The 21663-nt window shown below is 69.1% G+C and carries 20 protein-coding genes and 1 tRNA gene; 16 read left to right on the forward strand and 5 right to left on the reverse strand.

Translation table 11 applies throughout. From position 1 onward, the window contains the following. Positions 1–26: 26 nt before the first annotated feature. Positions 27–1484, reverse strand: a complete 1458-nt coding sequence (locus ACFXQA_RS07615; protein WP_394519220.1) for a sugar porter family MFS transporter — start codon at positions 1482–1484, stop codon at positions 27–29. A 69-nt stretch (positions 1485–1553) separates the two neighbouring features. Here ACFXQA_RS07615 and rsmA point away from each other — a divergent pair, with 69 nt between their 5' ends. Together rsmA and ACFXQA_RS07625 are read left to right on the forward strand one after the other, a co-directional pair. Further along, positions 1554–2402 carry a 16S rRNA (adenine(1518)-N(6)/adenine(1519)-N(6))-dimethyltransferase RsmA gene (gene rsmA / locus ACFXQA_RS07620; protein WP_394519221.1) on the forward strand — a complete coding sequence of 283 codons (849 nt, stop codon included), beginning with the start codon at positions 1554–1556 and terminating at the stop codon, positions 2400–2402. Between the two features lie 129 nt (positions 2403–2531). Further along, positions 2532–3461, forward strand: a complete 930-nt coding sequence (locus ACFXQA_RS07625) for a phosphodiesterase (protein ID WP_394519222.1) — start codon at positions 2532–2534, stop codon at positions 3459–3461. On the opposite strand, the gene ACFXQA_RS07630 is transcribed toward ACFXQA_RS07625, so the two are convergent. Continuing rightward, complete coding sequence (locus ACFXQA_RS07630; protein WP_394519223.1) at positions 3415–5010, reverse strand: stealth conserved region 3 domain-containing protein; 1596 nt, start codon at positions 5008–5010, stop codon at positions 3415–3417. The genes ACFXQA_RS07625 and ACFXQA_RS07630 overlap by 47 nt on opposite strands. A 134-nt stretch (positions 5011–5144) precedes the next feature. Here ACFXQA_RS07630 and mgrA point away from each other — a divergent pair, with 134 nt between their 5' ends. The 8 genes from mgrA (at position 5145) to ACFXQA_RS07670 (ending at position 12753) form a co-directional block, all read left to right on the forward strand. Further along, the gene (mgrA, locus tag ACFXQA_RS07635; RefSeq protein ID WP_394519224.1) at positions 5145–6212 is read left to right on the forward strand and encodes an L-glyceraldehyde 3-phosphate reductase; all 1068 of its coding nucleotides are present in this window, start codon (positions 5145–5147) and stop codon (positions 6210–6212) included. Beyond that, positions 6209–7138, forward strand: coding sequence for a 4-(cytidine 5'-diphospho)-2-C-methyl-D-erythritol kinase (locus ACFXQA_RS07640; protein WP_394519225.1), 930 nt, complete (start codon positions 6209–6211; stop codon positions 7136–7138). The genes mgrA and ACFXQA_RS07640 overlap by 4 nt, the downstream gene beginning before the upstream one ends. A gap of 145 nt (positions 7139–7283) precedes the next feature. Beyond that, a complete protein-coding gene (locus ACFXQA_RS07645) occupies positions 7284–7586 on the forward strand; it encodes a DUF427 domain-containing protein (protein ID WP_394519226.1) in 303 nt (100 codons plus the stop codon). Between the two features lie 10 nt (positions 7587–7596). Continuing rightward, positions 7597–8421 carry an ABC transporter ATP-binding protein gene (locus ACFXQA_RS07650; RefSeq protein ID WP_394519227.1) on the forward strand — a complete coding sequence of 275 codons (825 nt, stop codon included), beginning with the start codon at positions 7597–7599 and terminating at the stop codon, positions 8419–8421. Further along, the gene (locus ACFXQA_RS07655) at positions 8418–9101 is read left to right on the forward strand and encodes an ABC transporter permease (RefSeq protein ID WP_394519228.1); all 684 of its coding nucleotides are present in this window, start codon (positions 8418–8420) and stop codon (positions 9099–9101) included. The genes ACFXQA_RS07650 and ACFXQA_RS07655 overlap by 4 nt, the downstream gene beginning before the upstream one ends. Next, entirely contained in the window at positions 9098–9853 is a 756-nt protein-coding gene (locus ACFXQA_RS07660) for an ABC transporter permease (RefSeq protein WP_394519229.1), read from the forward strand. Before ACFXQA_RS07655 ends, ACFXQA_RS07660 begins: the two co-directional genes overlap by 4 nt. A 40-nt stretch (positions 9854–9893) precedes the next feature. Continuing rightward, complete coding sequence (locus ACFXQA_RS07665; RefSeq protein WP_394519230.1) at positions 9894–10811, forward strand: ABC transporter substrate-binding protein; 918 nt, start codon at positions 9894–9896, stop codon at positions 10809–10811. A 148-nt stretch (positions 10812–10959) separates the two neighbouring features. Then, entirely contained in the window at positions 10960–12753 is a 1794-nt protein-coding gene (locus ACFXQA_RS07670; RefSeq protein ID WP_394519231.1) for an ABC-F family ATP-binding cassette domain-containing protein, read from the forward strand. A 33-nt stretch (positions 12754–12786) separates the two neighbouring features. Here ACFXQA_RS07670 and ACFXQA_RS07675 read toward each other — a convergent pair whose 3' ends face one another. Next, positions 12787–13284, reverse strand: coding sequence for a MarR family winged helix-turn-helix transcriptional regulator (locus tag ACFXQA_RS07675; protein ID WP_394519232.1), 498 nt, complete (start codon positions 13282–13284; stop codon positions 12787–12789). Positions 13285–13600: 316 nt separating this feature from the next. Here ACFXQA_RS07675 and ACFXQA_RS07680 point away from each other — a divergent pair. The 6 genes from ACFXQA_RS07680 (at position 13601) to ACFXQA_RS07705 (ending at position 19209) form a co-directional block, all read left to right on the forward strand. Next, positions 13601–13672: transfer RNA gene (locus tag ACFXQA_RS07680), tRNA-Gln, on the forward strand. A gap of 1 nt (position 13673) precedes the next feature. After that, a complete protein-coding gene (gene glmU, locus ACFXQA_RS07685) occupies positions 13674–15122 on the forward strand; it encodes a bifunctional UDP-N-acetylglucosamine diphosphorylase/glucosamine-1-phosphate N-acetyltransferase GlmU (RefSeq protein WP_394519233.1) in 1449 nt (482 codons plus the stop codon). Beyond that, positions 15112–16146: a ribose-phosphate diphosphokinase gene (locus ACFXQA_RS07690; protein WP_394519234.1), complete on the forward strand. Its 1035-nt coding sequence runs from the start codon at positions 15112–15114 to the stop codon at positions 16144–16146. The genes glmU and ACFXQA_RS07690 overlap by 11 nt, the downstream gene beginning before the upstream one ends. Positions 16147–16283: 137 nt before the next feature. Further along, complete coding sequence (locus tag ACFXQA_RS07695; RefSeq protein WP_394519235.1) at positions 16284–16769, forward strand: FMN-binding protein; 486 nt, start codon at positions 16284–16286, stop codon at positions 16767–16769. Between the two features lie 8 nt (positions 16770–16777). Continuing rightward, positions 16778–17656 (forward strand): FAD:protein FMN transferase, encoded by an 879-nt coding sequence (locus ACFXQA_RS07700; protein ID WP_394519236.1) that lies wholly within the window; start codon positions 16778–16780, stop codon positions 17654–17656. A 56-nt stretch (positions 17657–17712) separates the two neighbouring features. Next, a complete protein-coding gene (locus ACFXQA_RS07705; RefSeq protein WP_394520210.1) occupies positions 17713–19209 on the forward strand; it encodes an FAD-dependent oxidoreductase in 1497 nt (498 codons plus the stop codon). 134 nt (positions 19210–19343) lie between these two features. Here ACFXQA_RS07705 and ACFXQA_RS07710 read toward each other — a convergent pair whose 3' ends face one another. After that, positions 19344–20798, reverse strand: coding sequence for a sensor histidine kinase (locus tag ACFXQA_RS07710; protein ID WP_394519237.1), 1455 nt, complete (start codon positions 20796–20798; stop codon positions 19344–19346). Further along, entirely contained in the window at positions 20795–21529 is a 735-nt protein-coding gene (locus ACFXQA_RS07715; protein WP_394519238.1) for a response regulator transcription factor, read from the reverse strand. Before ACFXQA_RS07715 ends, ACFXQA_RS07710 begins: the two co-directional genes overlap by 4 nt. Positions 21530–21663: the final 134 nt, after the last annotated feature.

Here is a 21663-nt window from a genome sequence, read left to right on the forward strand (position 1 = left end):
TGCCGCACGGATGCGACACCAGGGCGTCAGCTCTTCGCGCGGGCGGGCTTCTTCGTGAACAGCGTCTCGGCCTGCTCGAGCGCCATGCCCTTCGTCTCGGGGATCTTCCAGGCGACGTAGAAGAACGACAGCGCAGCGAACAACGCGTACATGCCATACGTCACCGGGAGCGACCACCCGGCCATGACGGGGAACGAGACGGTGATCAAGAAGTTCGCGATCCACTGCGCGGCCGCAGCGACCCCGAGCGCCTTGCCGCGGATGCGGCTGGGGAAGATCTCGCCGAGGAGCACCCAGACGAGCGGGCCCCACGAGGCGCCGAACCCGACGACGAACAGGTTCGCGGCGACCAGGGCGACCGGGCCCCACGCGCCGGGGAGGCTCGGTGATCCGTCGACGGTCTCGGCGAAGGTGAACGCCAGCGCCATCGTGCCCAGCGAAACCGCCATCAGCAGCGAACCGGTGAGGAGGATGGGTTTGCGGCCCACGCGGTCGACGAGCCAGATCGCGACGAGGGTCACCACGACGTTCGTGACCGAGGTGATCACGCTGATCAGCAGCGAGTTGCTCTCGTCGAAGCCGACCGCTTTCCAGAGGGTCGTGGAGTAGTAGAAGATCACGTTGATCCCCACGAACTGCTGGAACACCGACAAGATGATGCCGACCCAGACGATGCCCTGCAGGCCGAAGACCGGGCCTCGGAGCGAGGCTCCCGCGTTCTTGCGGTCGGTCTCGATCGACTGCGAGATCTCGGTGACCGATTTCTCGAGATCGGCGGGGGGAACGAGTCGGGCGAAGATGACACGCGCCTCGTCGTCGCGGCCCTTCGAGAGCAGGAAGCGGGGCGATTCCGGCATGGTGAAGGCGAGGATGCCGTAGACCGCCGCCGGGATGACACCGACGAGGAACATCCAACGCCAGGCGGCCATGCCCCACCACAGCTGCTCCGAGGCACCGCCGGCGATGTTGGCGAGGAGCGCGTCGCTCAGGAGAGCCGTGAAGATACCGAGGGTGATCGCGAGCTGCTGCAGCGACGCGAGCGCACCGCGGATCTGCCGCGGCGCGATCTCGGCGATGTAGGCCGGTGCGACCACCGAGGCGATGCCGATGCCGATGCCGCCGATGACACGCCACAGAATGAGGTCGGGAACGCTGAAGGTGAGCGCCGAGCCCACCGACGACGCCAGGAACATGACGGCGCCCAGCATCATGACGCGCAGGCGTCCCCATCGATCCGAGAGGTTCCCGGCGACGATCGCGCCGACCGCGCAACCCAGAAGCGCGACGGCGACGACGAACCCCTGGAGGAAGTCGCCGAGCGCGAAGTTCTCCTGGATGGAGTCGACGGCGCCGTTGATAACCGACGAGTCGAACCCGAACAAGAACCCGCCGACCGCGGCGGCGATCGAGAGGGCGGCCGCGCGGCGTCCGAAGGGGCTTTTCATCGAGAAGGTGTCCGCGGGGATGGTGCCGGTTGAGCTCATGACCGCCACGGTACTCCGCAGGAAGCACCGGGGCAGGAGGCTTGCGCACCCGCGAACTACGATGAAGGGATGCCCGTCACCCTGCTCGGCGCCGCCGAGATCCGTCGGCTCGCGGCCTCGCTCGATATCACCCCGACCAAGAAGCTGGGCCAGAACTTCGTCGTCGACGCGAACACCGTTCGCCGCATCGTGCAGGTCGCGCGGGTCACCGCGACCGACCGTGTCGTCGAGATCGGGCCTGGCCTAGGATCGCTCACCCTCGCGATCCTCGAAACCGGTGCCCCCGTCACCGCCGTCGAGATCGACCATCGTCTCGCGGCGCGGCTGGCCGAGACCGCGTCGGCACACGGTGTTCCCGAGGGCGCGCTGACCGTCGTCGATGCCGACGCGCTGCGGGTGACCGAACTGCCCGGCGACCCCGACGTGCTGGTGGCGAATCTGCCCTACAACATCTCGGTGCCGGTGATGCTGCACTTCCTCGAGACCTTCCCCGGGCTGCAGCGCGGGGTGATCATGGTGCAGGCCGAAGTGGGGGAGCGGATGGCGGCGGGGCCCGGCTCGAAGATCTACGGCGCGCCGAGCGTCAAGGCCGCCTGGTACGGAGCATGGCGATTGGGGGGCACCGTCTCGCGGCAGGTCTTCTGGCCGGTTCCGAACGTCGACTCCGTGCTCGTGGCCTTCACCCTCGATTCCGAGCCGCGGGGCACAGAGCAAGAACGCCGCCGCACCTTCGCGATCGTCGACGCCGCTTTTCAGCAGCGTCGCAAGATGCTCCGGCAAGCGCTCGCGGGAGTCGTCGGGGCGACGGCGGCGGAAGCATCCGCTCTTCTGGAGCGCGCCGGCGTCGCGCCGACCGCACGGGGCGAAGAACTCTCTGTCGAGGACTACGTCCGCATCGCCCGCATCAGCGTTTCATGACGTGTCCATCGGGAGTTCACGAAACCTCTCTGTAACATTTCTCTCGTTCTGCCACGCTCAGCCGCTAGACCGGTTCGCCGGTTCTGTCGGTTTCACGGCGCCGTTCGATTCGCGGCTTGAGGGAGAGACATGCGGTACGCCGAGTACCCGAAGCCCGAAAGGGTTCTGCTCCACCTGAGTGACACACACCTGCGAGCCCACGGCGCGCGGCTCTACGACAGCGTCGACTCCGAGGCCTATCTCGTCCGTGCGCTCGCCGCCATCGAAGCATCCGGGGTTCGTCCCGATGCCCTCATCTTCACCGGAGACTTGGCCGACCACGGCGAAGACGACGCGTATGCGCGCATCGCCGCCCTGGTCGAACCCCTCGCCGAGGCGCTCGGCGCCCGCATCATCTGGGTGATGGGAAACCACGACGACCGTGCCTCGTTCCGGGCGCACCTTCTTCCCGGCGACCCGTCGGGCGGTGCCCCGGTCGACCGCGTCGACGAGCTCGACGGACTCCGCATCGTCACGCTCGACACGACCGTGCCCGGCCTGCACCACGGCGAAGTCTCCGACGATCAGCTGCGCTGGCTGGCGGCGGAGCTTGCGACCCCCGCACCCCTGGGCACGATCCTCGCCCTCCACCACCCGCCGGTGCCGAGCGTGCTCGATCTGGCTGCGTCGGTCGAGCTGCGCGACCAGCGCCGCCTGGCCGACGTGCTGCGCGGCACCGACGTGCGCGCGATCATCGGCGGGCACCTGCACTACTCGACGTTCGCGACGTTCGCGGGTATCCCCGTGTCCGTGGCCTCCGCCACCTGCTACACGCAGGACCTCACCGTGCCCGTCGGTGGCACGAGGCCGCGCGACGGCGCGCAGGGGTTCAACATGATCCACATCTACGACGAGACGATCGTCCATTCGGTGGTGCCGCTCGAGACGACGGTTCCCCTGCAGTTCGTCGATGCTGCAGAGTCGCTCGCACGGCTCCGTGCGGCCGGTGTCGAAACGCCCGCCGCGCGCACCCTCACGCGAACGTCGCCGCCGACGGCGCCGATGCCCGTGATCCGCTGACTCCGGCGACAGGTCGGTCGGCACGCTCCCACGGGGCGCGCACCGGGAAGTAGCGCTCGAGGCAGGAGCGGAGCGCCTTGACCCGCATCTCTTCGGGGATCTCGGGCTCACTGCCGTCGTTCAGGCAGAACATGTCGGTGTCGCGCCGTTCGATCAGCCGCTCCATGCGCCGGAGCGAGTCGAGCTGCGTCGTCTGGATGTAGCGGATGCGCGGCTCGGTGGTCACGACGGCCCGCCCGGTGAAGAGCGCGTAGTAGTGGTAGAGGCTGTTCGTGACCGAGACGTCGGTCGACGAGCGGAAGCGGCTGCCGGCCGTACGCGCGTAGTCGTCGGCGAACGTCTGCTCGAGTTCGGCCGCGACCGAGCGGCGCATCGGAACGGCGCTGTGCTCGAGGTCGTGCGTGATGACGCGTCCGAATCGTTCCTGCAACAGCGCGCGGTTCACCCGCAGGGCGTTGTCGTGCCCCGAGCGATCGGGCGATGATCCGCCGGCGCCGATGCGCACCCCGCTCTCGACGAACCGGCTCACCCCGGATCCGCTGAAGAACAGCTCCGGCGTGACGGGTCGACCGAAGAACATGTCGTCGTTGCTGTAGAGGAAGTGCTCGGCGAGGCCCTCGATGCGGTGCAGCTGCGCCTCGACGGCGTGGGAGTTGTGCGTCGGCAGGGTGGAGGGATCGGCGAAGAACTCCTCGCTGCGCACGATGGTGACGTCGGGGTGCTCGGCCAGCCAGGCGGGCCGGGGGGAGTCGGTCACGATGAAGATGCGACGCACCCACGGGGCGAACATGTGCACGCTGCGCAACGCGTAGCGCAGTTCGTCGATCTGACGGTATCGCGCGGGGGCGTCGTCGCCGTCTCCGACGACGTAGCCCTGCATGCTCGCCGCGCGCTGCCGCTGGAACTCCGAGTCGGTGCCGTCGACCCACGAGAAGACCATGTCGACGTCGTGGGTGAACTCGTTCGCGTGGGGCGCGAACATGCCCTCGATCGTCCGCCACGTGCGACCGTGACGCTCCACCTCGACGAACGAGAGGTCGGTGGTGGCCATCACGCGTCGGGTGAGGGCGTTCGCGCGGGGTGCCTCGACGAGCGGCTCGCCGAACCGCCAGAACTCCAGCTGCGGAGCGAAGGCCGCGCCGTAGCGCAATGCGCCGTCGATCGACGTCCGCGGTCGGAACACGGCCATCGCCGACACGACGTCGGCCGAGAGCGACGCCGTATGAACCGGGTGCGGATCTTCGCCGGGGCTCTTGAAATACAGCGGCTCATCCGCTGCCGCGAGGCGCAGAGCCGCGAGGGCGGCGGCGGCATCCGTCAGATCGACGACGATCTTCGGGCGCCGGTTGGTGTCGCGCACCAGCAGCACGTCGATGTCGGCGGCCTCCAACGCGGCTGCGACGAAGAGCAGGTCGGAGTCCCGCGCCTCGGACGGCGCGGTGTCGTCTCCGACGAGGTGGAGGATGCCGTCGGCCAGGCGCACGTCGTTCCTCGAGAGGATGCGGCGCAGCGGGTCGGTCTCGGCCGGTAGCGGGGTAATCCGGGGCAACGCGGCTCCTCTCAGAACGGTAAGGGGGAGGATCTTCGCGGAAGCGAAGGTGTACTAAAGGTAAACACACCGCGTTGCGCCCGCATTTCCTCCCCGCATCCTTTGCGGGCGCGGGCGGGCGCTAGTGTCGAAGGGTGATCGATCCCGAGCGATTCGGCGCGGAGGTCCGCGACCTCCACCGGCCCTACGCGGCAGCGGCAGAACGCTACTCCGGCGCGGATTACCGGCAGGTCGGTGCGAGCGGACTGTTCCTTCCCCCGGTCTCGCTCGGGCTGTGGTGGAACTTCGGCGACAACATCGCGTTCGACAATCAGCGCGCGTTGCTGCGCCACGCTTTCGACCGCGGGATCACCCACTTCGACCTGGCGAACAACTACGGCCCGCCGTACGGATCGGCGGAGACGAACTTCGGCCGCATGATGCGCGAGGACTTCGCCCCCTACCGAGACGAGCTCATCATCTCGTCGAAGGCCGGGTACGACATGTGGCCGGGTCCCTACGGCAACTTCGGCTCGCGCAAATACCTGCTGGCGAGTGCGAACGCGTCGCTGGAGCGCATGGGGATCGACTACGTCGACATCTTCTACTCCCACCGCGTCGACCCCGTCACCCCCATCGAAGAGACGATCGGCGCCCTCGACACCCTCGTCCGCGAGGGCAAGGCCCTCTACGTCGGCATCTCGTCCTACAGCGCCGAGCGCACGGCCGAGGCCGCAGCGGTCGCGCGCTCGCTCGGCACACCGCTGGTCATCCACCAGCCGTCGTACTCGATCCTCAACCGCTGGGTCGAAGACGGACTCACCGAGGTCCTGCAGCACGAGCAGATGGGCGCGATCGCCTTCACCCCGCTGGCTCAGGGCCTCTTGACCGACAAATACCTCGGCGACGGCCGCGCCCGCCGCGCGCAGCAGCGTTCTTCCCTGACCGAGACGGCCCTCCCGCACAGCGCGGTTGCGGCGCTGCGGAGCCTGAACCTCATCGCCAAGGAACGCGGTCAGACCCTCGCGCAGATGGCGATCCAGTGGGTGCTGCGCGACGAGACGGTGGCCTCCGCTCTCATCGGCGCCTCGCGCACGGAGCAGCTCGATGACAACCTCGCCGCGCTCCATGGCCCGGCATTCGACGCCGAAGAGCTCGAACGCATCGACGCCGTCTCTGACGCGATCGACGTCGACCTCTGGGCGGAGTCGGCGAACCGGTGAGTCTCGCGCCGACCGCCGGACGAGTGCACGTGCGTGCGCCGGGCAAGATCAACGTCTTCCTCGAAGTCGGCGACGTGCAGGACGACGGGTACCACGACGTCGCGACGGCTTATCAAGCGGTGTCGCTCTACGAAGACCTTTGGGCGAGCGATGCCGACGAGATCACCGCGCACGTCACGGGAACGGTCGCGCTCGACGACGTGCCCGTCGATGACCGCAACCTCGCGGTGCGCGCTGCGCGCCTTCTCGCCGGTGCGACCGGCATCGACCGCGGAGTGCATCTCGAGATCCGCAAGTCGGTACCGGTGGCGGGGGGCATGGGTGGGGGATCGGCGGATGCTGCGGCCGCCCTCGTCGCCTGCGACGCGTTATGGCAAACCGGGCTCTCGACGGCAGAACTCGCACGACTGGCCGCCCGGCTCGGCGCCGACGTGCCGTTCGCCCTCGTCGGCGGGACAGCGGTCGGTACGGGCCGCGGCGATGAGCTGAGCCCGGCCCTGGCGCGTGGCCGCTTCGACTGGGTGCTCGTGGTGAGCGACGAGGGGATGTCGACCCCCGTCACCTACGGCGAGCTCGACGCCCATCGCGCGCGGCACCTCGTCGACATCGGTCCGGCTCCCCGTCAGCCGCGGGTCGACCCCGCCGTGCTGCACGCTCTTCGACAGGGTGACCCCGAAATGCTCGCGGCGTCGCTGCGCAACGACCTGCAGGCGCCCGCGCTGCTTCTCCGGCCCGTTCTGGGAGCGGCTCTCGAAACCGGTGAGAAGGCCGGTGCGCTCGCCGGCCTCGTGTCGGGGTCGGGGCCCACCGTCGCCTTCCTCGCCTCCGACGATGCGTCGGCCCTCGAACTTCAGATCACCCTCAGCGCGGCCGGGTTCACCGCGCTCCATGTGCACGGCCCGGTGGCCGGCGCGCGCGTGGTCTGACGGCAGACCGTCGGCGGGGCTCTCAATAACACGTTGGCGTCATACGCGGCAATCTCGGCCCTCCCCGCCCTGGGCGTCGGTAGCCTCGGGTACCGTGGCGGAATCGCACGGGTTTCCGTGCCCCGCGGAGCTCCGAGGAGGACTCATGAAGGCTGTACTCGACGGTGTCGTGATCGCTGAGGCGGATCGCGACGATCTGGTCTCGATCGAAGGCAACTGGTACTTCCCGCCGGCGAGCGTGCGCGAAGGTGCGCTCGTGAAGACTCCGACGCCCTACACCTGCCCGTGGAAGGGTGCGGCTCAGTACTGGAGCATCGCCCTCGACGGAGTCGAATTGACGGACGGCGCGTGGTCGTACCCCGATCTGCTCCCCGGCGCCGTCGAGAAGGCCGGCCGCGACTTCGCCGGCTTCGTCGCCTTCGACCGGAAGGTGTCGGTCGAGGACTGAGGCGGTCGACATGATCGAGTTCAAGAACGTCTCGAAAGTCTTCCCCGATGGCACCCGCGCCGTGGGTGAGTTCGATCTGGTGCTGCCGTCGCGGCAGACCACGGTGTTCGTCGGTTCGTCCGGCTGCGGAAAGACCACGCTGTTGCGCATGATCAACCGCATGGTAGATCCCAGCGGCGGCACGATCTCGATCGACGGAGACGACATCGCCGACCGATCGCCGGTCGAGTTGCGCCGGAGCATCGGCTACGTGATGCAGAACTCCGGACTCCTGCCGCACTTCACGGTCATCGACAACATCGCGACCGTGCCGGTGCTGCAGGGTCAGACTCGGCGTGCCGCTCGGGCGCGGGCGCTCGAACTGATGCAGACGGTCGGGCTCGAGCCGACGATGGCCGATCGGTACCCGAGTCAGCTCTCGGGTGGCCAGCAGCAGCGCGTCGGTGTGGCGCGCGGGCTCGCGGCCGACCCCAACATCCTGCTCATGGACGAACCGTTCGGCGCCGTCGACCCCATCGTGCGCGCCGAGCTGCAAGAAGAGCTGCTGCGGCTTCAGCGCGACATCGGCAAGACGATCGTCTTCGTCACCCACGACATCGATGAGGCCTTCCTCCTCGGCGACCAGGTCGTGATCCTCGAGAAGGGCGCCCGCGTCGCCCAGCTGGGAACCCCCGCCGAGATCATCGAGAAACCGGCGAACGACTTCGTCGCGAGCTTCGTCGGCACCGAGCGCGGCAAACGTGCGCTTCACATCGAGCACACGGCGAACGGCACGTTCGTCGTCGATGGCGAGGGGCGCACCCAGGGGGCGCTGGTGGACGGACCGACCGGGTGAGCTGGGTTCTTGACAACCTCGATCTCATCGGCGGTCTGACGCTCGATCACCTGCGTCAGAGTGTCATCCCGCTGCTGATCGGTTTCGTGCTGTCCGTGCCACTCGGGTGGGTCGCGTGGCGCTACCGGCTGGTGCGCAGCGGCGTGATCACGATCACCGGTCTGCTGTACACGATCCCTTCGATCGCGCTGCTGATCCTTCTGCCGTCGGCGATCGGGTACAGCTTCATCAGCGAGACGAACCTCATCGTCGCGCTCACCATCTACGCGGTCGCGATTCTCGTGCGCTCGGTCGCCGACGGCCTCGACTCCGTCGACCCGGGTGTCCGTCAGGCGTCCACGGCGATGGGCTACGGCTCGTTCCGACGATTCTGGGCGGTGGAGTTCCCGCTCGCCGGCCCCGTCATCCTCGCCGGAATCCGCGTGGCGGCCGCGAGCACGATCTCGCTGGCCACAGTCGGCATCCTCGTCGGCGTCATCAACCTGGGCTACCTCTTCACCAACGGTCTGCAGCGCCGCATCATCCCCGAGGTGCTGGCGGGAGTCGTCGTGGTCGTCGTGCTCGCGCTCGTCGTCGATCTTGTGCTCGTGATGGTGGGCCGTCTGCTCATGCCGTGGGCCCGGGCCACGAAGGCGCGCCGCGTGCGGCGCGCGGCGATCGGTGCGGAGGCGACGGCATGAACCTCTTCTTCGAGGCCTTCGCCTGGATCTTCTCGCCCGATCGCCTGGGCGGCAATTCGCCGCTGCCCGCGGCCATCGCCCAGCACCTCGCCTACACCTTCGTCTCGGTCGTCATCGCCGCGCTCATCGCGGTGCCGGTCGGCTGGGCGATCGGGCACACGGGGCGGGGGCGAGAGTTCGCCGTCGCCGTGTCGGGCGCCGCCCGGGCGATCCCGTCGTTCGGTCTTCTGATCCTTCTCGTCCTGCTGCTCGGGGTCCTGCACAAACCCGAGGCCGCGGTCATCACGTTCGTCATCCTGGCGATCCCGTCGATCCTCGCCGGCGCCTACACCGGACTCGAGGCGATCGATCGCCGGGTGATCGATGCCGGGCGAGCCATGGGAATGACCGAGTGGCAGATCCTGTGGCGCATCGAGGTGCCGCTCGGACTCCCGCTTCTGGTCGGTGGACTCCGTGCCGGCACCCTGCAGGTCGTCGCCACCGTCGCCATTGCGGCCTATATCGGTCTCGGCGGGCTCGGCCAGTACATCATTAGCGGATTGCAGCTTCGACAACTCGACGTCATCATCGGCGGCGCGATCCTCGTCGCCGCCTTGGCGCTGGTGCTCGACGCTCTGTTCGCGGTCGCTCAGCACGCTGTCGTTCCGCGCGGCATCCGCGCCGGTGCGGTCGCCGCAGGAGAGACGAGCCGCAAGAAGACGTTGCGCTCGGCCACCGAGCGCCCCGAGATCACCAAGACCGTCGCTCGCTAACGGCGACCGACTCTGCACCCCACCAAGAAAAGAGAAAACCATGTTCACAGCACGAATCCGAAAGGGCCTCGCCGGCACAGCAGTCGGCGCGGCGGCACTCCTCGCCCTGGCTGGCTGCGCTTCCAGCAGCCCGCTCGATTCCGGCGAGCCCGCCGGTGACGGCGCCTCCGACGGGCCCATCGTCGTCGGTTCGCAGGCCTACCCCTCGAACGAGATCATCGCCGAGATCTACGCGCAGGCGCTCGAGGGCGCCGGCTTCGAGGTCACGAAGCAGCTCAGCATCGGTCAGCGCGACGCGTACATCCCGCTTCTCGAGAGCGGCGAAGTCAACCTGTTCCCCGAGTACTCCGGCAACCTGCTGCAGTACTTCGACCCCGAGACCGAGGCGCGCACCGCCGACGACGTCTTCGCGGCGCTCCCCGACGCTCTGCCCGAGGGCCTGGCCGTCCTCGACCAGTCGGAGGCGACCGACCAGGACTCCTACACCGTCACTGCGGCGTTCGCCGAGGAGAACGACCTCACCACGATCGCCGACCTCGCCAACGTGTCCGTGCCCCTCACCCTGGGCGGGAACGCCGAGCTGGCCGAGCGCCCCTACGGTCCGACCGGGCTCCTCGACACCTACGGCGTCGAGGTCGCGTTCTCCGCGACCGGCGACACCACGGTCGAAGATCTGCTCGCCGGCACGGTCAACATCGCGAACGTCTACACGGCTGATCCGCGGATCGAGACCGACGACCTCGTCGTGCTCGAAGACCCCGAGGGCCTCTTCCTCGCGTCGAACGTCGTTCCCGTCGTGAGCGCCGACTTCCCCGACGACGCGGCCGAGGTCATCAACAAGATCAGTGCTGCGCTGACTCCCGAGGGCCTCGTCGCGCTGAACGTGCAGAACACGGTCGACCAGCGGTCGGCCAGCGACATCGCCACCGAGTGGCTCGAAGCGAACGACCTGAGCTGATCCTCAGCATCCGTTCTTCTGCGGGGCCGTCCGGAATCTTCCGGGCGGCCCCGTGTCATCCTCCGGTGCGCCATGCGACGCGGACGACGGCACCGCGGAACCCCCGTGCATCAGTCGTACAGCGCGGACCCCGTAGCCTGGAGATAATATGGCGCATCTTCTCGGGGCCGAGTCCCTGCATCTCGAGTACCCGACCAAAGTCGTTTTCGACTCCGTGACGCTGGGCGTGTCGGAGGGCGACCGCATCGGCATCGTCGGCCGCAACGGCGACGGCAAGTCGAGCCTTCTCGGCATGCTGGCCGGCCTGCGTGAGGCCGACTCCGGCCGCGTCACCGTCCGCAGCGGTGTGACGGTCGGTGTGCTGCACCAGGCCGACGAGCTCGACGACGACGACACCGTCTCGAACGCGGTCGTCGACGGTCGCGCTGAGCACGAGTGGGCGGGCGACGCCCGCACGCGCGACGTGATCGCGGGCCTCCTCGCCGACGTCCCCTGGGAGGCGCGGATCGGCACCCTCTCGGGCGGTCAACGCCGGCGGGTCGCGCTCGCGCGCTTGCTCTCGGGCGACTGGGACATCCTGTTCCTCGACGAGCCGACGAACCACCTCGACGTCGAGGCCATCACCTGGCTGGCAGCTCACGTGAAGCGTCGCTGGGCGACGAACTCCGGCGCGCTGCTCGTCGTGACACACGACCGGTGGTTCCTCGACGAGGTCAGCACCGTCACGTGGGAGGTGCACGACCGCATCGTCGACGCCTTCGAGGGCGGATACGCGGCGTACATCCTTCAGCGGGTCGAGCGCGACCGCCAGTCGGCGACGATCGAGGCACGTCGGCAGAACCTCGCGAAGAAAGAGCTCGCGTGGTTGCGCCGTGGAGCGCCCGCACGGTCGACCAAGCCGAAGTTCCGCATCGACGCGGCGAACGAACTCATCGCCGACGTGCCGGAGATCCGCGATCGCGTCGCCCTGCAGTCACTGGCGACCTCGCGCCTGGGTAAAGACGTCGTCGACCTCATCGACGTGGCCGTCAGCTACGACGACCGTCAGATCATCCACGACGTCACGTGGTTGATCGCCCCGGGCGAGCGCACCGGCATCCTCGGCGTCAACGGCGCGGGCAAGTCGACGCTGCTCGGCCTGGTCGACGGATCGATCCAGCCCACCGAGGGGCGAGTCAAGCGCGGCAAGACCGTGCACGTCGCGACCCTCACGCAGCGGCTCGACGAGCTCGAGCAGCACCTCAAAGACCCGGTGCGCGTGGTGATCTCCCGCCTGCGCACGTCGTACACGTTCGGCGCCGGCTCGAAGGCGCAGGAACTGTCACCCGGACAACTGCTCGAGCAGCTGGGCTTCTCGAGCGCGCAGCTCTCCACCCCGGTGAAAGACCTTTCCGGTGGGCAGAAGCGACGCCTGCAGCTTCTGCTCATCCTCCTCGACCAGCCCAACGTGCTGATCCTCGACGAGCCGACGAACGACCTCGACACCGACATGCTCGCCGCGATGGAAGACCTGCTCGACTCGTGGCCGGGAACCCTCCTCGTCGTCTCGCACGACCGGTACTTCCTCGAGCGCGTCACCGACCAGCAGTACGCCATCCTCGACGGCGAGTTCCGGCACCTGCCCGGCGGCGTCGATCAGTACCTCAAGCTGCGCGCGGCGGGCGAGACCACCGGTACGTCCAAGGCCGCGGCGTCGGGCGGGTCGGGTGCGCCCGCACTCGCCGGCGGTGACCTGCGGACGGCCCAGAAGGAGATCGCCTCCATCGAGCGGCGCATCGTCAAGCTCGACACGCAGGTCACGGCCGCGCGCGCAGCACTCGCCGAGTGGGACCCGAACGACTACCAGGGCCTCGGCGCCGAGATGGCCAGGATCACCGGGCTCGAAGCCGAGCGCGACGGCCTCGAGGGTCGTTGGCTCGAACTGAGCGAGGCGCTCGGCTGATCCGGGGTCCCGCGCAGACCCCGGCGGCGACCCCTAGGAGTCGAAGCCGAGGCTGAGCTTTCGCAGCAACGCGGCCAGCCGGTCGCGGTCGCCGCGCGACAGGGCGTCGAGCAGCAGGGCCTCGGCGTCGACAAGGCGGGTGATCGCCGCATCCACTCTCGTCCGTCCGTCGGCCGTGAGGGTGACGAGGATGCTGCGGCCGTCGCCCGGGTCGGATTCGCGCCGCACGAGGCGGCGACCCACGAGGCGGTCGATGCGGTTCGTCATCGTGCCGCTGGAGACGAGCGTCTGCTGCAGCAGCTGTTTGGGGCTGAGTTGGAACGGCTCGCCCGCCCGGCGGAGCGCCGAAAGCACGTCCCACTCCCACGACTCGAGGTCGCTGCGACGGAACGCCTCCTTGCGTGCCCGGTCGAGGTGGCGGGAGAGCCGGTCGACGCGGGACAGCACTTCGAGCGGCGAGAAGTCGAGATCCGGGCGCTGACGCACCCACGCATCGACGATGCGGTCGACCTCGTCGTTGTCGGGGCTCACCGCCCCATTATGCCGCCGCGCCCCGGCTGCGCCGGCGCGCTCTCACCCGTCGGACGGGTTCGCGCGCCCGGCGGTCGTTCGGCTGTCGCAAAGTGCGGGTCTTGCCCACCATTCGCGACAGGCGAACGACGTCGAGATCGCTCGCCTGTCACGAATGGCTGATGCCGTCGACCATTCGTGACACGGGAGGGACGGATGCTGCGCGCGCTGACGGCGGGGGACGGAGCGATGCTGCGCGCACCCGTGACATGAAAGCGGGGACGGATGCTGCGCATGGCAGACTTGTCGGGCGTCGGTCCCCGGGGAACGCGCGCGGTCCGCCGTAGTGTAACGGCAGCACGGCAGCCTTTGGAGCTGTTCGGTCCAGGTTCGAATCCTGGCGGCGGAGCATGAACGCAACGAGCGAACTGGCGATCGTCATCCTGGCCGCGGGGCAGGGCACGCGCATGCGCTCACGTCTGCCGAAAGTGCTGCACGCGGTGGGCGGTCGCCCCCTCGTCGGGCACGTTCTCGATACCGCCGGTGCGCTCGACCCGACGCGCGTGATCGTGGTCGTCCGCCACGAGCGCGACCTCGTCGCCGACACCGTGCTGGGGCTGGCCCCGGGTGTCGTCGTCGTCGATCAGGACGAGATCCCCGGCACGGGACGAGCCGTGCAGGTCGCGCTGGCCGAGCTCGGCGACTTCGACGGCGATGTGCTCGTGCTCAGCGCCGACGTGCCGCTCCTCGAGTCGGCCACCCTCGCCGCCCTCATCGACGCGCATCGCACGCAGCACGCCGCGGCCACCCTCCTCAGCGCCCGGCTCGATGACCCCACGGGGTACGGCCGCATCATCCGGGGCGAAGACGGCGGCGTGCAGCGCATCGTGGAGCAGAAGGACGCGTCGGCAGACGAAGCATCCGTCACCGAGATCAACGTCGGGGTCTATGTCTTCCAGGCGCCGGCACTGCGGACGCACCTCGAGCTCGTGGGCACCGCCAACGCGCAGGGCGAGCGCTACCTCACCGACGTGGTCGGGCTTCTGCGCGACTCCCGCCACACGGTGGCCGCGACGCAGGCGCCGGATGCGTCGACCGCCCTGGGCGTGAACGATCGCGTGCAGCTGTCTGAGGCGGCGCGCATCTTGAACGCCCGCACGGTGCGCCGCTGGCAGCTCGAAGGTGCCACCATCCTCGACCCGGCAACGACCTGGATCGACGTGACCGCAACGCTCGCCGCCGACGTCACGGTGCTGCCGAACACCCACATCCTCCGGTCCACCGTCATCGGCACGGGGGCCATGATCGGCCCCGACACGAGCCTCGTCGATTGCGAGGTCGGCGAAGACGCCACCGTGACCCGCACCGACGCGACCCTCGCCGTCATCGGAGCCCGAGCCACCGTCGGGCCCTTCGCCTACCTGCGACCGAACACCGTCCTCGGTGCGAAAGGAAAGATCGGCACCTTCGTCGAGACGAAGAACTCCACGATCGGGGAGGGCAGCAAGGTGCCGCACCTCTCGTACATCGGCGACACCACGATCGGCGAGCGGGTCAACCTCGGCGCGGGGGCCATCACCGCCAACTACGACGACATCGCCAAGCACCGCACCGAGATCGGCGACGAGGTGCACACCGGCTCGCACAACGTCTTCGTCGCGCCCGTTAGGATCGGAGACGGCGCGAAGACCGGCGCGGGAGCCGTCGTCCGCAAGGATGTTCCTCCCGGTGCCCTGGCACTCAGCGTGGCCCCCCAGCGCAACATCGAGGGGTGGGTCGACAAGAACCGATCGGGCACCGGAGCGGCAGCCGCCGCAGCACGCGCTCGGTCTGCACAGGAAGCCGGCGATGGCTCGTAAGAAGAAGACCGTAGACCTCGACCGCGAGAATGGCATCGCCCCGGGACTCGTCGCCAAGACGAAGAAGCGTCTCGTCGTCGCCACCGGTCGCTCGCACCCCGAGCTCGCGCACCAGGTCGCTCTGCACCTCGGAACCGAGCTCGCGCCGACCGAGCACCGCACGTTCGCGTCGGGCGAGATCTATACCCGCTTCGAGGTGTCGATCCGTGGGTGCGACGTCTTCGTCATCCAGTCGTTCGGTCCTCCGGTCAACGAGTGGCTGATGGAGCTGCTCATCATGCTCGACGCCCTCAAGCGCGCGTCGGCCAAGCGCATCACCGTCGTCGCCCCGTACTACCCGTATTCGCGGCAAGACAAGAAGGGGCGCGGGCGCGAGCCCATCAGTGCCCGCCTCGTCGCCGACCTGTTGAAGACCGCCGGCGCCGACCGCGTCATGAGCGTCGATCTTCACGCCGCGCAGATCCAGGGCTTCTTCGACGGCCCCGTCGACCACCTCTTCGCGAAGCCCGTGCTGCTCGAGCATTTCCAGGCGAACCTGAGCCCCGAAGACCGCGAGACGCTCACCGTGGTCTCGCCCGACATGGGTCGCGTTCGCGTGGCAGACACCTGGTCGGACAGCCTCAGCGCGCCTCTCGCGATCATCCACAAGCGGCGCGACCCGAAGGTGGCGAACCAGGTCACCGTGCGCGAGATCGTCGGTGAGGTCGCGGGGCGCACCTGCCTCCTCGTCGACGACATGATCGACACCGGCGGAACGATCGCGAAGGCGGCACAGGCGCTCAAGGCGGCCGGTGCTCGCAAGGTCATCGTCGCGGCCACCCACGCGATCTTCAGCGACCCGGCCCGAGACCTGCTGCAGGACACCGCGATCGACCAGGTCGTCGTCACCGACACGGTGCCGATCCCCGACGAGAAGCGGTTCCCCGCGCTGACCGTGCTGCCGATCGCGCCGCTTCTGGCGCGCGCGATCCGCGAGGTCTTCGAAGACGGCTCGGTCACGAGCATGTTCGGTGGCGAGGCGTAACCCTGCGTCTCCTGAGAGGCCGGTGAGAGCCGCTTCATAGGGTGAACCGCGACGCTGGTGGTGTCGTGTTACCCCCGTGACGATCCTGCTTCTCCGAATAGCAGGGTCGCGAGGCACTGCAGAAGGAGGACCCTCCCATGATCCGCACCACCGCCGTACCCCGCCCCGCCCGGGCCGCCGCCGCTCTCGTCGGCGTCCTCGGCATCGTGACCCTCGCCGGGTGCTCGACGCCCGAGACCGAGGCCGCCGCCGACGCGACGACCGAAACGCCGTCGTCCGCGGCCAGTGAGAGCACGACCGACAGCACCGGCTCGTCCGCCGGCGGAGCCTACGCCGACGGCACGTACACCGCCGAGGGTTCGTATGCGACCCCCGAATCGGTCGAGTCGATCGAGGTGACCATCACCCTGGCGGGCGATGCCGTCACGGCCGTCGAGGTCGTGGGCGATCCGCAGGCCGCCGAGTCGCAGCGCTATCAGTCCGAGTTCATCGGCGGCATCTCCGACGAGGTAGTGGGTCAGTCCCTCGACGACATCTCGGTCGATCGGGTCGCCGGCTCGTCGCTTACCAGCGGCGGCTTCATGCAGGCGCTCGAGGCCATCAAGTCCGAGGCCGCGGCCTGAGCGACGCCATGACGACCGTGACACCCACGCGCGCAGCGTGGTCGTTCGACGCCATCGGCACCGTCTGGACGATCGAGACCGACGCACCCCTCACCCCGGCAGTACGCACCGAGATCGACGACGTCATGGCCTCGTTCGACCGTGAATGGTCGCGCTTTCGCACCGACTCGGTCGTCGCCGAGCTCAGCACCGGCGGCCGGTCGGTTCCCGCGCCCCCCGATGCGGCGGTGATGCTCGACGTGTACGCGGAGCTCGATGCGGCGACCGACGGGGCGGTCAATCCCCTCGTCGGCGATGCGTTGTCCCGCCTCGGCTACGACCCGGGCTACACGCTCGCGGTGCACGGCGAGCCGGTTGCCGCGCCCGCCCGGTGGCGCGACGTGCTGCGGTGGGATTCATCGACGCTCGTGCTCGACGCACCCGCGATGATCGACGTCGGGGCGCTCGGCAAGGGGCGCCTCGTCGACCTCGTCGCCGCGGTGCTCTCCGAGCGGATCGACGGCGGGTTCATCGTCGACGGCGGCGGCGACCTCGTCGCGCGGGGCGTCTCGCAGCGGGTCGGGCTGGAGCATCCGTACGACCCGCGCCGCGTGCTGGGCGTTTTCCAGGTGACGGATGCTGCGCTCTGCGCGTCGGCGGTCACCCGCCGAGCGTGGGGCGACGGCCTGCACCACGTACTCGACGCGCGAACGGGGGAGCCGGTGCGTGCGTACGCCGCGACGTGGGCGGTCGCAGACGACGCGATGCACGCCGACGCCCTCGCGACGGCGCTGTTCTTCGAGGGCGGGCCGGAGCTCGCCGCCTCGTGGGGGGCCGAGTGGGTGCGCATGAGCACCGACGGCCGCGTCGAGTGGTCGCCGGGCAGTACGGCAGAGTTGTTCTCGTGATCGCCGTACTCGCTTCGGGCTCGGCCCGCGTTCTCGCCGTCCTCGGCCGGCTCTCGATGTACCGCCTCGTGATGCTGTCGCTGGGCGTCCTGGCGGCGCTGTCGTTCGTGCTGTCGTTCTTCGACCTCATCGGCCCCGGTCCGTTCGAGATCCTGGTCACCGCGGTCGTGCTCGTCCTCGCCTGCGCCGGCACCGACCTCGCCGCGCAGAGCGCGCTGCGCATGCCGCGCCGATTCGAGTCGTCGTTCATCACCGCGGCGATCCTGCTGTTCATCCTGCGTCCGACGCTGGAGCCGCTCGGAGTTCTCGGACTCGTGCTCGCGGCGGTCGCCGCATCCCTCTCAAAATACGTCCTCGTCTGGCGCGGACGCCACATCTTCAACCCCGCAGCGGTCGGCGCGTCGGTGCTCACCTTCGTGAGCCTGCTCGCCCCTGAACTCGGCTCGTCGGCGTGGTGGGTGGGTACCCCGGTGCTCGCCGCTCCCGTGCTGCTGTTCGGCATCGCCGTGCTCTGGCGCACCGAGAAGCTGCGCATGGTGCTGGGGTTCTGGGTCATCGCGACGGCTGTCGCGTTCGTCCGAACCACCTCGCAGTATCAGGCGGCCGGTCTCGAGATGGAACCCGCGCAGCTGCTGTCGCAGGTCGCTTTCGCCTCGCCGTTCCTCTTCCTCGGCGCGTTCATGCTGTCGGAGCCGCTCACGATGCCGCCGCGTCGGTGGCAGCAGTACGCCGTCGCGGTCGTCGTCGGGGTGCTCGTGGGCTGGCCCATCGACCTCGGCGCGGTGACGCTCGGCCAGGAGCGGGCTTTGCTGATCGGCAACCTCGTCGCCTTCCTCTTCACGCTCCGTGCCGCGGTGCGACTCACGGTCGAGGGGCGTCGGGACATCACCCCGACGGTGCGCGAGCTCACCTTCCGCGCCAAGCGGTCGTTCGCCTTCCGCCCCGGTCAGTATCTCGAACTCGACGTTCCGCACAAGCGGCCCGACGCTCGGGGAACGCGTCGCGAATTCTCGATCGCTTCGGCACCCGAAGACCTCCCCACGGTGCGCATCGCCTTCAAGGAGGGGTCGAAGAGCAGCTACAAGCGTGCGCTCGCCGACATCGAACCCGGCTCGGCACTCGCGGTGACGGGGGTGTGGGGTGACTTCCTGCTGCCGACGAAGTCGACCTCGCCGGTGCTGTTGGTCGCCGCCGGAATCGGAGTGACCCCGTTCGTCTCGCAGCTGCGGCACCTCGTCGCGACCGACCAGGATCGCGACATCGTGCTGGTCTACGTCGCCTCGTCGGCGAGCGAGCTCGCCTTCCGTGACGACATCGCCGCCGCCGGCATACCCGTCGTGCTGTTCACCCGCGATGAGCCCACCGATCTTCCTCCGCGGTGGACGTGGGCGGGCCGCAGCACGCGCCTCGACTCCGATGGCCTCGTGCGGGTCGTCCCCGACATCGAGAGCCGGCACGCCTACATCTCGGGGCCGCCCGCGTTGATCGCCGACCTCGCGCCGGCCCTCGGACGCGCCCGCTCGCTGACGACCGACGCTTTCGCCGGCTACTGACGCCGCAGCATCCGGCCCCGCGTCGAGAGCGCGGGCCGGGTGCGCGGCGTACGCGTGCGGACGTTCGCGGCGCTGCGCGGAGGGGCGGGGCGGGGCGGATGCTGCGCCCGACCGGGCCGACGGGGATTGCGCGATCAGGCCGGGTCGGACGGCTTCGCGGGCAGGCGCACTTCGAAGGTCGTGTCTCCGGGGATGCTGCGGACCGACAGCGTGCCGCCGTGTGCCTGGGCGATGGCCCGGGCGATGGAGAGGCCGAGGCCGGTGCCGCCGGTCTTCCGCGCGCGGGAGCGGTCGGCCCGGGAGAAGCGCTCGAACAGTTCGTCGGCGATAGCGGGGTCGACGCCCGGGCCGTCGTCGTGCACGCGCAGCACGGCCTCGTCGCCCTCGCGCCGCACCGAGACCGTCACGGTGGTGCCGGCGGGGGTGTGCGTCCGGGCGTTCGCGAGAAGGTTGGCGACCACCTGGTGCAGGCGAGAGGTGTCTCCGGCGAGCTGCACCGGCTCGTCCGGGACGTCGATCTCCCAGTTGTGGTCGGGGCCCGCGGGTCGCGCATCGCCGACCGCCTCGAGCGCGAGCTGGGTGAGCTCGACGGTGCCGTAGACGAGCTCCTGGCCCTCGTCGAGGCGGGCGAGGAGCAGCAGATCCTCGACCAGCGTCGTCATTCGCAACGACTGCGCCTGAATGCGGGCCAAGGCTTCGTGCGACGTGTCGCTGAGGGTGCGGTCGCGCAGTGACAGCTCGGAGTACCCGCGGATCGAGGCGAGGGGCGTCCGCAGTTCGTGGCTGGCGTCGGCGACGAACCGCCGCATGAGCTCTTCGTTCTGCTGGCGGGCCGCGAGCGACGCATCGACGTGGTCGAGCAGGCTGTTGAGGGCCGCGCCCACCTGTCCGATCTCGGTGCGGTCGTCGGCTTCTTCGGCGGGAACGCGCTCGGTGATCGACACCTCGCCCTGGTCCATCCGCACGGCGGCGACCCGTTGTGCGGTCTCGGCGACGGCGTGCAGGGGCTTGAGCCCGGCGCGGATGACGATCGCGATGACCGCCCCGAGCAGGAGGAGCCCCCCGGTGGTCACGAGCGCGATCGTGGTGAGGATCTGCGCGATCGTGGAGGTGACGTCGGTGAGGGGAAGACCCAGCACGTACGACCCCGACGCGTCGGCCGCCATGCGGTATTCACCGAGCCCGGGCAGGTCGACGACCTCGGATGCGGGGGCGTCGAGAAGTGTCGTCACGATGCCGCTGACCTGGTCGGCGTCGAGCTCGCGCACCTCCCCCCCGTCGACGTATGCGCCGGAGAACTGCCCGATGAAGTTCCGCACGACCAAGACGGTGCCGTCTGCGAAAGACGGCCCGTTCAGCATCTCGCTGGCCGTGCTCTGGGGGCCGGCGCGGAGTTCTTGCACCTGCGACCGCACCTTCGTCTGCAGGTTGTCCTGCAGAACGTTGCTCAGGATCGCACTCGTGCCCAGTGCGATGATCGCCAGGATGATCGCGACCATCCCGATGATCGCCGTCATGAGTCGCGCCTGCAGGCTGAAGACACGCCCCTGGCGCTTCGCGGCGGGCTTTTCGGGTGTCGCGGTCGTCACTGCGGTGCTTTGATCATGTATCCGACGCCGCGGACGGTGTGGATGAGCGGCTCGCGGCCGGAGTCGATCTTCTTGCGCAGGTACGAGATGTACAGCTCGACGACGCTCGATCGTCCGCCGAAGTCGTAGTTCCACACTCGATCGAGGATCTGTGCTTTCGACACGACTCGACGCTGGTTGCGCATGAGGTAGCGCAGCAACTCGAACTCCGTCGCCGTGAGCTCGATCGAGTCGGAGCCGCGGACCACCTCGTGGCTGTCCTCGTTCAGCGACAGGTCGCCGACGTGCAGAATCGGCTCGCCGCCGCCGGCGAGGGCCGTACCGGCGCGACGCATGAGACCGCGCAATCGTGCGACGACCTCCTCGAGGCTGAAGGGCTTCGTGACATAGTCGTCGCCCCCGGCGGTGAGTCCGGCGACGCGGTCGGCGACAGCATCCTTCGCCGTGAGGAAGAGCACGGGCACGTCGTTGCCCGAATGACGCAGGCGCTGCAGAACGGCCATGCCGTCGAGGTCGGGCATCATGATGTCGAGCACCATCGCGTCGGGGGCGTATTCCCGCGCGACCTGGAGCGCTTGCAGTCCCGAGGCGGCGGTCTGCACGTCCCAACCCTCCATGCGCAGTGCCATCGACAGCAGGTCGGTGAGCATCTGCTCGTCGTCGACGACGAGGACGCGCAGCGCGGAGCCGTCGGGGCGGGTCAGGGCGGGGGAGGCGACGGTCGCGGTCATGCCTCTATTTTGCGCTCCCTCCTATGGCTTTCCTATGGGGAATGCTATGGCCGCGCTGTGAAAGCGGCTCATCGGTTGCTCATAGCGGTGACAGACGGCGCGCATCGGTGCGATTCCTACTGTCGGGTCGACGG

Origin of the sequence: Microbacterium shimangi (genome assembly GCF_043556445.1) — a bacterium.
Lineage (GTDB): Bacteria > Actinomycetota > Actinomycetes > Actinomycetales > Microbacteriaceae > Microbacterium.